Here is a 13689-nt window from a genome sequence, read left to right on the forward strand (position 1 = left end):
GCGCCCGCCACGCCGCATGGCGGCCGGGTCGCACCCCTCTCAGGGGTGCCGGTGTCGGGACACGGCCGTGGTGCAGGAGGTGCCACATGGCCACCGACAACGACACGCCCGTCGACGAGTCGACGCAGGCAGCCCAGCCCGAGACGGACACGCCCGAGACGCAGGAGCCGCAGTCGGCGCCCGCAGCCGTCGTGCCGTCCTTCGGCCTCCTCTTCCAGCAGCCGACCCCGGTCGTCGCCCCGCCGCGCCGGCGCGAGCCGGAGCCGGAGGACGTCGCGGACGAGGACGACGAGAGCAGCGACCAGGACGAGTCGCGCGACGACTCCGGTGACGACGCCCAGGGCGAAGGGGGCGGCCGCCGCCGTCGTCGTCGCGGCGGGCGCGGTCGCAACAGCCGCTCCGGCGACGAGGGCGCCGACGAGTCGGGCGAGGCTCCCGCCGACTCCTCCGATGACGACACCTCGGACGACGACTCCTCGGACGACGACTCCTCCGGTGGTGGCCGCGGCCGCGGGCGCTCGCGCGGCCGGGGTGGCCGGCAGGCGCAGGGCGATGACGCATCCGACGACACCGACTCCTCGCACGACGGGTCCGACGACGACTCCGACGACTCGGGCTCGTCCGACGACTCCGGTGACGAGGGCTCCGGCAGCTCGCGTCGACGTCGCCGGCGCCGCCGTGGTGGTGGCGGTGGTGGTGGCAACGGTGGCCAGGAGGACCCGCCCGGCACCGTGACCAAGGTCCGCGAGTCGCGGCGCAACGAGCCGCAGGCGATCAAGGGCAGCACCCGTCTCGAGGCGAAGAAGCAGCGTCGCCGCGAGGGCCGTGAGGCCGGTCGTCGCCGCACGATCATCACCGAGGCGGAGTTCCTCGCCCGGCGCGAGAGCGTCGAGCGGGTCATGGTCGTGCGCCAGCACGGCGACCGCACCCAGATCGGCGTCCTCGAGGACGGCGTGCTCGCCGAGCACTACGTCTCCCGCGAGACGACGTCGACGCTCGTCGGCAACGTCTACCTCGGACGCGTGCAAAATGTGCTGCCGAGCATGGAGGCCGCCTTCATCGACATCGGCAAGGGCCGCAACGCGGTGCTCTACGCCGGTGAGGTCAACTGGGAGGCGCAGGGCGTCGGCAACGGCCAGGCGCGCCGGATCGAAAATGCGCTCTCCTCGGGTGACTCGGTCCTCGTCCAGGTGACCAAGGACCCGGTGGGTCACAAGGGTGCGCGCCTCACCTCGCAGATCTCGCTGCCCGGCCGCTACGTCGTCTACGTGCCCGAGGGCAGCATGACGGGCATCTCGCGCAAGCTGCCCGACACCGAGCGCTCCCGCCTCAAGGGGATCCTCAAGCAGGTCGTCCCGGACAGCGCGGGCGTCATCGTCCGGACCGCTGCCGAGGGTGCCTCGGAGGCCGAGCTGACCGCCGATGTCGAGCGGCTCACCAAGGCCTGGGACAAGATCAGCTCCAAGGCCGAGGCCAAGAAGGGCAAGAAGGGATCCGCCGGCGGCGCCCCGGTCCTCCTGCACGCCGAGCCGGACATGACCGTGCGGGTCATCCGCGACATCTTCAACGAGGACTTCGCCAAGATGGTCGTCTCGGGCGACGACGCTTGGCGCGAGATCAAGGGCTACGTCGACGACGTCGCACCGGACCTCTCCGACCGCCTGGAGAAGTACGCGGGCGAGGGCGACGTCTTCGCCGCGCACCGGATCGACGAGGCGATCGCCAAGGCGATGGACCGCAAGGTCTGGCTGCCTTCCGGCGGCTCGCTCGTCATCGACCGCACCGAGGCGATGACGGTCGTCGACGTCAACACCGGCAAGTTCACCGGCTCCGGGGGCAACCTCGAGGAGACGGTGACGAAGAACAACCTCGAGGCGGCCGAGGAGATCGTGCGTCAGCTGCGGCTGCGCGACATCGGCGGCATCATCGTCGTCGACTTCATCGACATGGTCCTCGAGTCCAACCGGGACCTCGTCGTCCGCCGTCTGCTCGAGTGCCTGGGCCGTGACCGCACCAAGCACCAGGTCGCCGAGGTCACCTCGCTCGGCCTGGTGCAGATGACCCGCAAGCGGGTCGGTGCCGGTCTCATCGAGGTCTTCTCGCAGGAGTGCGAGCACTGCCAGGGTCGGGGCATCATCGTCCACAGCGAGCCCGTCGCCCACGACCCCGGCGGTCACGCCGGCGGCAACCACGGCGGCAACGGTGGCGGTGGCGGCGGCAAGTCCCGTCGTGGCCGGTCGAAGGGGGACAAGGACTCCTCGGCGCAGCGCCAGGAGCCGGGCGAGGAGCAGACCGACGCCAACGGCCGGACCGCGGCCCAGATCGCGGCGGCGGCCCACGCCGCGGCGATCAAGAACATCGCCGGCGAGGCGAGCGAGGACGACGTCGCCGACCTCGAGACCACCGACTCCGCCGCCGACGCGCCCGAGGTGACGTCGGAGCCGGCGCCGGTCGAGGAGCCGGCGCAGGAGGCGCCGAAGCGTCGTCGCGGCGGTCGCCGGGCGGCCTCCACCGCCGGTGCCCCGGTGGCGCTCGAGCCGGTCGACCTGACCGGCGCGGGCGAGGAGTCGACCCCGCCGGCCCCGGCCGAGTCGGAGCAGCTGGCGCTGGAGCCCGCGGCCGATGTCGTGCCCGAGCCCGTCGAGAGCGCTGTCGAGCCCGAGCCGCTGGAGGCGCCGAGGCGTCGCCGCGGTGGCCGCCGTGCCGCGTCGAGCGCGGGTGCCCCGGTGGCGCTCGAGGCCGTCGACCTCACCGCGCCGGCCGAGCCCGCAGCGGCACCCCTGACCAAGGTCGCCGGTGAGTCCGGCGAGGCCCCGACGACACCTGTCGCCGACCCGGAGCCGGCCGCCCCGGCGCGACGCAAGCGCAAGCGCGTCACCTCGGAGGCCGGCCCGCCGAAGGCCTGACGCACCGAGCCGTACCGACCGACGGCCCATGGGGGAGCGCTCCCCATGGGCCGTCGGCGTGCACGTGGCTAGCCTTCACCTGACCAGCAGGGGGAAGGGACACCGTGGACCAGCTGACGCACGGCGCCGACAGCGACCGACTGCGCGCCATCGGCGACGCACTCGTGACGCTGGCGGGGCGCACCCGGACCGTCGAGGGCGACGGCACCGCGCAGGCGATGCTCCTGGCGATGCACTGGACCGGCGACGACGCCGACCGATTCGGCCAGTCGTGGGCCACCGCCCGCACCCGGCTGGCCGAGGCGGCCGAGCTGCTCGACACCTACGGCGGCCGCGCCCGGAGCCAGGCGGCCGAGCAAGAGGCCGGTAGCGCGGGTGCCACGGGCGGGGTCCCCCCTTCGTCAGCCGGACCGAGGCTCCCCATGACGCCGCCGTTGGCGGCGGCCGACCTCTACGACGAGCTCGAGGACATGACGCCGCAGGAGCGGGCCGACTACCTCGAGAGCGACGAGTTCCGCGACCTCGCGGTCGCGGACCCGGAGGGGACCAAGGAGGCGCTCGACCGGGCCTTCGACGACGGGCTCTTTGCCGACGACCCGGTCGCCTACGCGGACTACCTCGAGCAGTACTGGATCGACCAGGCCCTGCAGCAGGCGGGCATCGACCCGGCGGAGTGGGACCCGAGCCAGGGCTTCGACGGCAACCGCGACATCGTCTCGGCGGTGTACGAGTACTACGGCGAGCTCTACCTCGCCAACCCCGATCTCGAGTGGGCCGCGATGGCCAACATGATCGGCCCGAGCTTCGCCGGCGGCTTCGCCGACCTCGACCTCGCCCGCGACGTCGCCCAGGGTGTCCTCGCCGGCTCACCCCTGCTGCCACCGCCGCACGCGGGCAACCTCGCGGTGCTTGCCTCGCTGAGCGACGCCGACCTCGCCTTCTACGAGTCGACCCTGCTGTCGATGCAGCAGGAGATCTTCTTCGACCAGGGGTCGATGCATCAGGCCTACGTCGACGGGGGCATCGCCGAGATCGAGCGGATGCACGCGGCCGGCGTCATCGACGACAACGCGATGCAGGCCTGGTACGGGATCGACTCCGGCGACCCCACCCGGGTCGACGACGGCAACCACCGGCTGCTGTGGCGGGAGCAGAACCAGATCATCGTCGACGACTACCAGACGATGTACAACCACTTCCCGACGGGCCCCGCGGTCACCTACGGCATCACCCTCATCGGTGAGCCGACGATCCCCGGTGCGCAAACCTTCGGCGAGGTCTTCCCGGTGACCTTCGACGTGGAGACCCCGGGGCCGCACAACATCCCCTTCACCGGCATCGACAACCCGCTGCAGGGGACCGTCACCGTGACGACCCCGCTGCCGGAGGGCAATGTCGCCGACCAGTCCTCCCGCTGGGCACTCATCGAGCAGGACACGTGGCCGGCCTTCGCCGACCTGACCGACGAGGAGATCCGCGCGATCGTCGAGTCGGACTTCGACACCCGCCTCGACGAGGCCCGACCCGTCAACAACGTCGACCGCATCGTCGCGCGGATCCTGTCCGGGTTCGACGCCGACGTCCGACAGTAGGGTGCTGGACATGACCGACCGCTCGACCTTCTCGGCAGCCGGGGTGGACCGCATCCACGCGACCGGACGTGCCGTGATCGACCTCGCTGCCGGCTGGCCGACCCGCGACACGGTGCTCGGCGGCGAGGCCGGGCCGGTCTGGGACGTCGACGCGCCGCTCGACCGACCGATCACCGTCGACGTCGTGGGCCCGCTCGGCGCGCTGCGCGTCGAGGCGACGACGATCCGACTGCTGGTCGGCGGTGACGAGCTCGTCTCCGTCGTCGGGCTGACCCGCTCCTTCGACGACGGGCAGCGAGCCGCCGACGAGCTGCGCCGGACGGCCGAGGTCGTCGGCCTCGCTCCCGAGCCGACCACCGCGCTCGTCGACCGGGTCGTCGACGGTCCGGTCGAGCGCCGTCGCCGGCACGGGCTGCACGGGGGGCAGGCCCTGGGCATCCGCGGGGGCGTCACCCTCCACCGCCTGCCCGCCCGCGGGCAGGCCCCCGCCCTCGAGGTCCTCGAGTGGTCCTTCACGCCTCTGGGTGACCAGGGCCCACCGGCCGAGGGGCCGGCGTCGGCGGACCCGTCCGCGCAGGACACGTGGCTGCGGCTGTGAGGCGTGGCGCCGTCGCCGGGCTGCTCGCGCTCGCCCTCGCGGGGTGCACGTTCACCCGAGGGTCGGCGGAGGGGCCGACGACCGGCTCGGGGGACAACTCGTCCTTCAGCGAGGCCGGGGTCGAGCACATCGAGACCGAGCGCCGCGCGCTCATCGACCTGTCCACGGCGCTCACCGCGGACGACCTGGGGGCCGACGGCGGCATCCTGCGCGACGTCGACGTGCGCGGTGAGGACCCGATCGAGGTCGTCGTGCGCGGCACGGGTGGCGAGGTCGTCGTCCAGGCCGACGTCATCCGGGTGCTCGTCGCCCCGGGCGACCGGCAGGTGCAGAGCATCGCCCTCTTCGAGTCGCCGGACGATGCCGATGCCCTGGCGACCCGCCTCGAGGAGGTCGGGGGACAGGTGGGCCTGGACCGGGCGGGGGTCGACTCCGCCGCCTCCTCCGCGCGGGGTGGCAGCGTCGACACCTGGCTCAATGGCGGTGACCTCCTCGGCTTCACCGTCGGGCTGCACCCGGTGCTCGGACCGGGGCAGGCGCCCGTCCTCGAGCACCAGCTGACGCCGCCGGGCTGACCTCCCGTCGCCGGTTTGTCCGCCAGCGGGTCTCGCCGGTAGTCTTGGTCCTCGGTGCGCCCACCGAGCGGACGCTTCATGCCCCGGCATGAGGACTGTTGGCCGGTCAGACAGAGCGAGTGCACCTGAAGCGAAAGTGAGTTCCACTGATGTACGCGATCGTTCGCGCGGGTGGCCGCCAGGAGAAGGTCTCCGTCGGCGACACCATCCTCATCAACTCGATCAAGGGCGAGGCCGGCGACAGCGTCGACCTGCAGCCGATCCTCCTCGTCGACGGGTCCACCGTGACCAGCGACGCCGACAAGCTGGCCAAGGCCAGCGTCACGGCCGAGGTCGTCGGTGCCGCCAAGGGCCCCAAGATCACGATCATGAAGTACAAGAACAAGACCGGCTACCGCAAGCGCCAGGGTCACCGCCAGCCGCTCACGCAGCTGAAGATCACCGACATCAAGGCCTGAGCCTCCTTCAACAGTTAGGAACCTACTGACATGTCTTCCAAGAAGGGTGTGTCCTCGTCCAAGAACGGACGCGACTCCAATGCCCAGCGCCTGGGTGTCAAGCGGTACGGCGGCGAGCTCGTCGGCACCGGTCAGATCATCGTCCGCCAGCGCGGCACCCACTTCCACCCGGGCGACAACGTCGGCCGCGGTGGCGACGACACGCTGTTCGCCCTCGCGGACGGCGCCGTCACCTTCGGCTCCAAGCGCGGCCGCAAGACCGTGAGCGTCCTGCCGGTGGACTCCGCCAGCTGACGCGACACCATGCGTGTGCGAAGGGGGCGGGTCCGCTGACCTGCCCCCTTCGTCGTACCCGCTCCACCCCACACACCAAGGAGAGGTGAGGTCGTGACGACCTTCGTCGATCGCGTCACCCTGCACGTCGAGGCCGGCAAGGGTGGTCACGGCGTCGCCTCCGTGCACCGCGAGAAGTTCAAGCCGCTCGGCGGCCCGGACGGCGGCAACGGTGGCCACGGCGGTGACGTCGTCCTCGTCGTCGACCCGCAGGTCACGACCCTCCTCGACTACCACCGCAGCCCGCACCGCCGGGCGACCAACGGTGCCCCCGGCGCCGGCGACGAGAAGAACGGCGCCAACGGCGACGACCTCGTCCTGCCCGTGCCCGCCGGCACGGTGATCACCGATGCCTCGGGCGACGTGCTCGCCGACCTCGTCGCACCCGGTGCGACCTTCGTCGCGGCCCAGGGCGGGCGCGGTGGCCTGGGCAACAAGGCCCTGTCGAGCCAGCGTCGCAAGGCGCCCGGCTTCGCGCTGCTCGGCGAGCCGGGGGAGAGCCGGGACATCGTCCTGGAGCTGAAGTCGCTTGCCGACGTCGCCCTCATCGGCTTCCCGAGTGCTGGCAAGTCCTCGCTCGTCTCCGTGCTCTCCGCGGCCCGGCCCAAGATCGCCGACTACCCCTTCACGACGCTCGTGCCCAACCTCGGCGTCGTCACCGCCGGCGACATGCGCTACACCGTCGCCGACGTGCCCGGCCTCATCCCCGGTGCCAGCGAAGGGCGTGGGCTCGGCCTGGAGTTCCTCCGGCACGTCGAGCGCTGCTCCGTGCTCGTCCACGTCATCGACTGCGCCACGCTCGAGCCGGGCCGTGACCCGATGACCGACCTCGACGTCATCGAGGCCGAGCTGGCCGCCTACGTCGCCGACGACACCCTCGGTGGCAAGCCGCTGTCGGAGCGCACCCGCATCGTCGTGCTCAACAAGGCCGACGTGCCCGACGCCCTCGACCTCGCCGAGATGGTCAAGGCCGACCTCGAGGAGCGCGGCCTGGAGGTCTTCGTCGTCTCCGCCGTCGCGCACACCGGGCTCAAGGAGCTGACCTTTGCGATGGCCCGCCACGTCCAGGCTGCGCGTGCCGAGACGGAGGTCGAGATCGCGCCGCAGCGGGTCGTCCTGCGCCCCAAGGCGGTCGACGACGCCGGCTTCGTCGTGCGTCGCGAGGTGACGTCCGACGGCGAGGTCTTCCACGTCCTCGGCGACAAGATCACCCGGTGGGTCTTCCAGACCGACTTCGCCAACGACGAGGCCGTCGGCTACCTCGCCGACCGGCTCAATCGGGCGGGTGTCGAGGAGGAGCTGACCAAGGCCGGCGCGGTCGCGGGCTCCACGGTGCTCATCGGCCCGGAGGACAATGCGGTCGTCTTCGACTGGGAGCCGACCCTCGTCGGCGGCGCCGAGCTCCTCGGCCACCGCGGTCAGGACCTGCGCTTCGAGGACAACACGCGGCGCACGACCAAGGAGCGCCGCGAGGAGTTCCACGCCCGCAAGGACGCCCAGACCGCGGCCCGCGAGGGGCTGTGGACCGAGCGCCAGGCCGGGCACTGGACCGAGGACGACTGATGGCCGATGCACGACGGGCCATCTCGCGTGCCCGGCGCATCGTCGTCAAGGTCGGCTCGTCGTCGCTGACCAGCGCGGCCGGGGGAGAGCTCGACATCGCCCGCCTCACCGCGCTCGTCAACGCGCTGTCCGGTCGGCGCAGCGAGGGCACCGAGATCGTCCTCGTCTCCTCGGGCGCCATTGCGGCCGGCATCGGCCCGCTCGGCATGAGCACGCGTCCGAGCGACCTCGCGCGCCAGCAGGCCGCGGCGAGCGTCGGCCAGGGCGTGCTGCTGTCGGCCTACGACCGGGCCTTCGGTCGGCACGGCCACACCATCGGGCTCGTCCTGCTCACCGTCGACGACGTCACCCGACGCACCAGCTACACCAATGCCAAGCGCACCTTCGACTCCCTCCTCGACCTCGGGGTCGTGCCGATCGTCAACGAAAACGACACCGTGGCCACCCACGAGGTCCGCTTCGGCGACAACGACCGGCTCGCCGCGCTCGTGGCCCAGCTCGTCGGCGCCGACGGGCTCGTCCTGCTCACCGACGTCGATGCCCTCTACACCGCCAAGCCCGGTACCCCCGGCGCCGAGCGGGTGGCGGTCGTCACCGAGCCCGCCGAGCTCGAGGCGATCTCCATCGGCGGCACCGGGTCGGCGGTCGGCTCCGGCGGCATGACGACGAAGGTCGAGGCGGCGACCATCGCGGGCGCCGCCGGGATCCCCACCGTGCTCACCTCGGCCGACCAGATCGCCGGAGCCCTCGCCGGCGAGGACGTCGGCACCGTCTTCCACCCCCAGCGGCGCAGGCGCGGGTCGCGCGCGCTCTGGCTGGCCCACGCGACGACCCCGCGCGGGTCGGTGCAGATCGACGAAGGTGCGGTCACCGCCCTTCGCGATCGTGGCCGCTCGCTCCTGCCGGCTGGCATCACCGGGGTGACCGGCTCCTTCGTCGACGGCGATCCCGTCGACGTCGTCGGGCCCGACGGCGCGGTCATCGCCCGCGGGCTCGTCAACTACACCTCCGGCGAGCTGCCGCACCTCATGGGGCGCAGCACCAAGGAGCTTGCGGCCGAGATCGGGCCGCAGTACGAGCGTGAGGTCATCCACCGGGACCACCTCGCCCTGCTCTGAGCCGGGCTCGATTCGCTCCTGCGGTGCTCCCGTCCCGGTGTCAGCGCACCTGCGTGACCTCGAACTGCATCCGCGGGTGGGCGTAGGCCTCCTGCGCCTGGACCAGCTGCAGCTCACGCCGACCCGAGTCGAGCGTGAGCTGCAGCAGGTCGAAGACGGACGAGGCGGTGCGTCCCAGCGACTCCTGCAGCGACTGCGTGCGCAGCCAGTGGCTCGTGAAGAGCGCGGCGGTCACGTCGCCCGAGCCGTTGGCCTTGAGCGGCAGGTGCGGGGTGCGCACGATCCACGCCTCGTCGTCGTGGCAGGCGAGCATCTCGATCGTCCCCTCGGGACGGTCGGGGCGCAGGACCGAGGTGACGAGCACGGTGCTCGGCCCGATCTCGCGGGCGGCGTCGACCGAGGCGAGCGTCTCCTCGAGCGTCTGCGGCTCGGTGTCGGTGAGGAAGCCGAGCTCGAACTGGTTGGGCGTGATGAGGTCGGCCTGCGGGACGACCTTTTCCCGCAGCAGCACGGGGATCGACTCGTGGACGAAGCAGCCGGACTTGGCATTGCCCATCACCGGGTCGCAGGCGTAGATCGCGGCCGGGTTGACCGCCTTGACCGCGGCGACGGCGTCGAGGATCGTCGCGCCGATGCCCTCACCACCCTGGTAGCCCGAGAGGACCGCGTCGATCTCGGCGAAGGCCTCGCGCTCGCCGATGCCCGTGACGACGTCGGCGACGTCGGCCGGGTCCATGAGCGGGCCGCGCCACGCGCCGTAGCCGGTGTGGTTGGAGAAGTTGACCGTGTGCACCGGCCACACCTCCACACCGAGGCGCTGCATGGGGAAGACGGACGCGGAGTTGCCGACGTGTCCGTAGGCGACGTGGGACTGGATGGACAGGATCGTGGTCACCTCAGCATCATCGCACTGCCCGCCCGTACCCTGTGCGCATGACCGACACCCTGACCCTCGAGCCCACCGCCGTGGTGCGTGACCTGGCCGAGCGTGCGCGGGTCGCCTCGCGGCGCCTGGCCCTGCTGACGCGGGCGGAGAAGGACGCGGCGCTGCTCGCCCTGGCCGATGCGGTCGCCGCCGCGACCGACGAGGTCGTCGCCGCCAATGCGGAGGACCTGCGGCGCGGGCGCGAAGGGGGCATGGCCGCCGGTCTGCTCGACCGGCTGGCGCTCGACGCGGACCGGGTCGCCGCGGTGGCGCAGGCGCTGCGCGACCTCGCCGCGCTGCCCGACCCGGTCGGGGAGGTCGTGCGCGGCTCGACCCTGGCCAACGGCCTGCAGATCCGGCAGGTGCGGGTGCCGATGGGCGTCGTCGGGATGATCTACGAGGCCCGCCCCAATGTCACCGTCGACGCGGCGGGGCTCGGGCTGAAGTCCGGCAACGCGATGATCCTGCGCGGCGGCTCGGCCGCCGCGAGCACCAACCGGGCGCTCGTGGGGGCGCTGCGGTCCGCCCTTCGCCAGCACGGGCTGCCGGAGGACGCCGTGCAGCTACTCGAGGGCGGCCACGACGCGGTCCAGGCCCTCATGACCGCCCGCGGTCTCGTCGACCTGCTCATCCCGCGGGGAGGAGCTTCCCTCATCCAGGCCGTGGTGCTCGAGTCGACGGTGCCCGTCATCGAGACCGGCGTGGGCAACTGCCACGTCTACGTCGACGTGGCCGCCGACCGGGGCAAGGCCCTGGCCATCGCGCTCAACGCCAAGACCCACCGGCCGAGCGTGTGCAATGCCGCGGAGTCGCTCCTCGTCCACCGCGACCTCGCCGCGGACTTCCTGCCCGAGGTGCTGCGGGCGCTCGCCGAGGCGGGCGTCGTCCTGCACGGTGACGAGGCGACCCGCGCGGCCGCCCCCGAGGGCGTGCAGGTGGAGCCGGCCACGGACGAGGACTTCGACTGCGAGTACCTCGCCCTGGAGATGTCGGTCGCGGTCGTCGACGACGTCGACGCCGCCATGGAGCACGTGCGCCGGCACGGGAGCGGCCACACCGAGGCGATCGTCACCGAGGACCGCGCCGCGGCCCGCCGGTGGACCACCGAGGTCGACGCGGCCGCCGTGCTCGTCAACGCGTCGACGCGGTTCACCGACGGCGGGGAGTTCGGCTTCGGCGCGGAGATCGGCATCTCGACGCAAAAGCTGCACGCTCGCGGGCCGATGGCCCTGCCCGAGTTGACGACGACCAAGTGGGTCGTCGAGGGGGACGGTCAGATCCGGCGCTGAGCCGGAGCGCGGCACCGCCCGAGGAGGGCATCGCCACGAGACAGGTCGAGGGCCCTCTCCGTCGGGAGGGGGCCCTCGACCGCTGTCCGTGACACGGCCCGGAGGCCCTGCGGCGACGGCAGCGCGGCGACGGGCACGCAGGCGCGTCGTCGCGGGGTCACGTGGACCAGGAGGCGCCGACGCCGCCGAGTCGCCGGTGACACCACGGTGGCGCCGTGGGTCGTGCGTGCGTCGTTATCCCTGTGGTCCGGACGGCCGTCATGCGGCCGCGGTGTGAGGACTGTTCTACGCGTACTCCGGTGCTCGCTGCAACGGGTGAGCGGTCGCATCGCCGAGCGGACATCACCCACAGCGGTGTCCACAGGCAGCGGGCGTCATCCTCGCACCTGCACACAGGCCTGTGGATGAAGCCGGTGGACAACGGGCGGGTAGCATGGGGCGCATGCTGAGCACTCTTGCCTCCCTCGCCGCCGAGGCCGAGCACCACACCGAGCTCCCGGTCCCGCCCGTCGTCTACGGTCTCTTCGCGCTGCTGATCTTCGCGATGATGCTGGGCGTCCTCTTCGCCTTCCGCCAGGCGGCGACCAAGATCCCGGCCGCGCACAACACCGTGGCCCACGACGACCACGAGACGGCCGCCGGGGAGCACCACTGAGCAAGCGGCTCGGCGTGATGGGTGGGACCTTCGACCCCATCCACCACGGTCACCTCGTCGCTGCGAGCGAGGCCGCCTCCCGCTTCGGTCTCGACGAGGTCGTCTTCGTGCCGACCGGCGAGCCGTGGCAGAAGGCGGACACGCAGGTCAGCCCCGCCGAGCACCGCTACCTCATGACGGTCGTCGCGACGGCGTCCAACCCGAGCTTCACCGTGAGCCGGGTCGACGTCGAGCGTGACGGGCCGACCTACACCATCGACACGCTGCGCGACCTGCACCGGCTGCGCCCCGATGACGAGCTCTTCTTCATCACCGGCGCCGACGCGCTCGCGCAGATCCTGTCGTGGAAGGACGTCGACGAGCTGTGGGACCTCGCCCACTTCATCGGCGTCACGCGCCCCGGGTACACCCTGAGCGAGTCGGGCCTGCCCGAGGACAAGGTGACCCTCCAGGAGGTGCCGGCCATGGCGATCTCCTCCACCGACTGCCGCCAGCGCGTCAGCGACGGCGAACCGGTCTGGTACCTCGTGCCGGACGGCGTCGTGCAGTACATCAACAAGTACGAGCTCTACACCGACGACCGGGAGTGACCCAGACCGTGGCAGCAACCCAGCAGGCCATCGACCTCGCGACCATCGCCGCACGCGCGGCGGCCGACAAGCTCGCGACGACCATCACCGGGCTCGACGTGTCCGGTCAGATGCCCCTCACCGACATCTTCCTCGTCGTCTCCGCGGACAACGAGCGCCAGGTCCAGGCGATGTCCGAGGCGATCGAGGACACCCTGCGCGAGGAGGCCGGCATCAAGACGCTGCGCCGCGAGGGCCACGGCCCCGGCCGCTGGGTCCTGCTCGACTTCGGTGACATCGTCGTGCACGCGCAGCACGACGAGGAAAAGGACTTCTACGACCTCGAGCGCCTGTGGCGCGACTGCCCGCACCTCGACCTCGGGGTCGTGGGCTCGCGCCAGGACGAGTCCGGGGCGTGACCGAGACGACCCGACGCCTGTCCGCCGAGGCCGACGGCGGGTCGAAGGGGGAGCCCCGTCGCCTCATCGTGCTCCGGCACGGTCAGACCGGCTCCAACCTCAAGGGCATCTGGCAGGGCCAGCTCGACCACGAGCTGACCGACCTGGGTCGTGAGCAGGCGCGCGCCGCCGCGGCCGCGATCGCCTCCCTTCGTCCCACCCGAGTGGTCTCCTCCGACCTCGTGCGCGCCCGGGACACCGCAGAGGAGGTCGCCGCCGCGAGCGGTGGCCTCCCCGTGAGCACCGACGAGCGGTGGCGCGAGATCCACGCGGGCGGCTGGCAGGGCCTCACAGCCGCGCAGGTGTACTCGCAGTACCCGCAGGACGCCGACAAGCTGATCAGCGGCGAGGACTTCAAGCGCGGCGGCCACGGCGAGTCCCTCGCCGACGTCGGCGCGCGCACCCGCGCGGCCCTCGACGATCTCCTGGCGTCGATGGACCCGGGGGAGTGCGTCGTCATCGCCACCCACGGCGTCACCGGGCGCTCGCTCGTCGCCGAGCTCGTCGGCCTGGACCAGAGCACCGCCTGGCGGGTGCTCGGCGGCTTCGGCAACTGCCACTGGGCCAGCCTCGAGGAGGGCCGCGCAGGGTGGCGGATCACCCAGTGGAATGCCTCCGCGGAAGGCCTGTGAGCGCAGGGCCGTCGCCGA

At 72.2% G+C, this 13689-nt stretch carries 13 protein-coding genes and 1 pseudogene; 13 read left to right on the plus strand and 1 reads right to left on the minus strand.

Annotated features, from left to right (window positions below; genetic code table 11):
• The first annotated feature begins 86 nt into the window (after nt 1-86).
• From AB4Y78_RS01075 to proB, 8 genes are all read left to right on the plus strand, one after another.
• A complete protein-coding gene (locus AB4Y78_RS01075; RefSeq protein WP_441713787.1) occupies nt 87-2906 on the plus strand; it encodes an Rne/Rng family ribonuclease in 2820 nt (939 codons plus the stop codon).
• 104 nt (nt 2907-3010) lie between these two features.
• On the plus strand, nt 3011-4498 hold the full coding sequence (locus AB4Y78_RS01080; RefSeq protein WP_441713786.1) for a WXG100 family type VII secretion target: 1488 nt from the start codon (nt 3011-3013) through the stop codon (nt 4496-4498).
• A 10-nt stretch (nt 4499-4508) separates the two neighbouring features.
• A complete protein-coding gene (locus AB4Y78_RS01085) occupies nt 4509-5096 on the plus strand; it encodes a hypothetical protein (protein ID WP_441713785.1) in 588 nt (195 codons plus the stop codon).
• Nucleotides 5093-5671 (plus strand): hypothetical protein, encoded by a 579-nt coding sequence (locus AB4Y78_RS01090; RefSeq protein WP_441713784.1) that lies wholly within the window; start codon nt 5093-5095, stop codon nt 5669-5671. Before AB4Y78_RS01085 ends, AB4Y78_RS01090 begins: the two co-directional genes overlap by 4 nt.
• A 149-nt stretch (nt 5672-5820) precedes the next feature.
• Nucleotides 5821-6129, plus strand: a complete 309-nt coding sequence (gene rplU / locus AB4Y78_RS01095) for a 50S ribosomal protein L21 (protein WP_007925089.1) — start codon at nt 5821-5823, stop codon at nt 6127-6129.
• 30 nt (nt 6130-6159) lie between these two features.
• Nucleotides 6160-6423, plus strand: a complete 264-nt coding sequence (gene rpmA / locus AB4Y78_RS01100; RefSeq protein ID WP_040880683.1) for a 50S ribosomal protein L27 — start codon at nt 6160-6162, stop codon at nt 6421-6423.
• A 93-nt stretch (nt 6424-6516) separates the two neighbouring features.
• Nucleotides 6517-8025, plus strand: a complete 1509-nt coding sequence (gene obgE, locus AB4Y78_RS01105) for a GTPase ObgE (RefSeq protein WP_282069940.1) — start codon at nt 6517-6519, stop codon at nt 8023-8025.
• Entirely contained in the window at nt 8025-9143 is a 1119-nt protein-coding gene (proB, locus tag AB4Y78_RS01110; RefSeq protein ID WP_282069942.1) for a glutamate 5-kinase, read from the plus strand. Before obgE ends, proB begins: the two co-directional genes overlap by 1 nt.
• A 40-nt stretch (nt 9144-9183) precedes the next feature.
• On the opposite strand, the gene pdxY is transcribed toward proB, so the two are convergent.
• Nucleotides 9184-10038, minus strand: coding sequence for a pyridoxal kinase PdxY (gene pdxY / locus AB4Y78_RS01115; RefSeq protein WP_441713783.1), 855 nt, complete (start codon nt 10036-10038; stop codon nt 9184-9186).
• Nucleotides 10039-10058: 20 nt separating this feature from the next.
• Between pdxY and AB4Y78_RS01120 the strand changes: the two are divergent.
• The 5 genes and pseudogenes from AB4Y78_RS01120 to AB4Y78_RS01140 form a co-directional block, all read left to right on the plus strand.
• Nucleotides 10059-11357: pseudogene (locus AB4Y78_RS01120) on the plus strand (glutamate-5-semialdehyde dehydrogenase); the annotation flags it as partial.
• 442 nt (nt 11358-11799) lie between these two features.
• On the plus strand, nt 11800-12012 hold the full coding sequence (locus AB4Y78_RS01125; protein ID WP_259909009.1) for a hypothetical protein: 213 nt from the start codon (nt 11800-11802) through the stop codon (nt 12010-12012).
• Nucleotides 12013-12026: 14 nt separating this feature from the next.
• Nucleotides 12027-12602 (plus strand): nicotinate-nucleotide adenylyltransferase, encoded by a 576-nt coding sequence (nadD, locus tag AB4Y78_RS01130; RefSeq protein WP_259909008.1) that lies wholly within the window; start codon nt 12027-12029, stop codon nt 12600-12602.
• Nucleotides 12599-13000 carry a ribosome silencing factor gene (gene rsfS / locus AB4Y78_RS01135; protein WP_441713782.1) on the plus strand — a complete coding sequence of 134 codons (402 nt, stop codon included), beginning with the start codon at nt 12599-12601 and terminating at the stop codon, nt 12998-13000. The genes nadD and rsfS overlap by 4 nt, the downstream gene beginning before the upstream one ends.
• Entirely contained in the window at nt 12997-13671 is a 675-nt protein-coding gene (locus AB4Y78_RS01140; RefSeq protein WP_441713781.1) for a histidine phosphatase family protein, read from the plus strand. Before rsfS ends, AB4Y78_RS01140 begins: the two co-directional genes overlap by 4 nt.
• The last annotated feature ends 18 nt before the right edge of the window (nt 13672-13689 follow it).

Origin of the sequence: Janibacter sp. RAF52, from assembly GCF_052114035.1 — a bacterium.
Classification (GTDB): domain Bacteria; phylum Actinomycetota; class Actinomycetes; order Actinomycetales; family Dermatophilaceae; genus Janibacter; species Janibacter hoylei.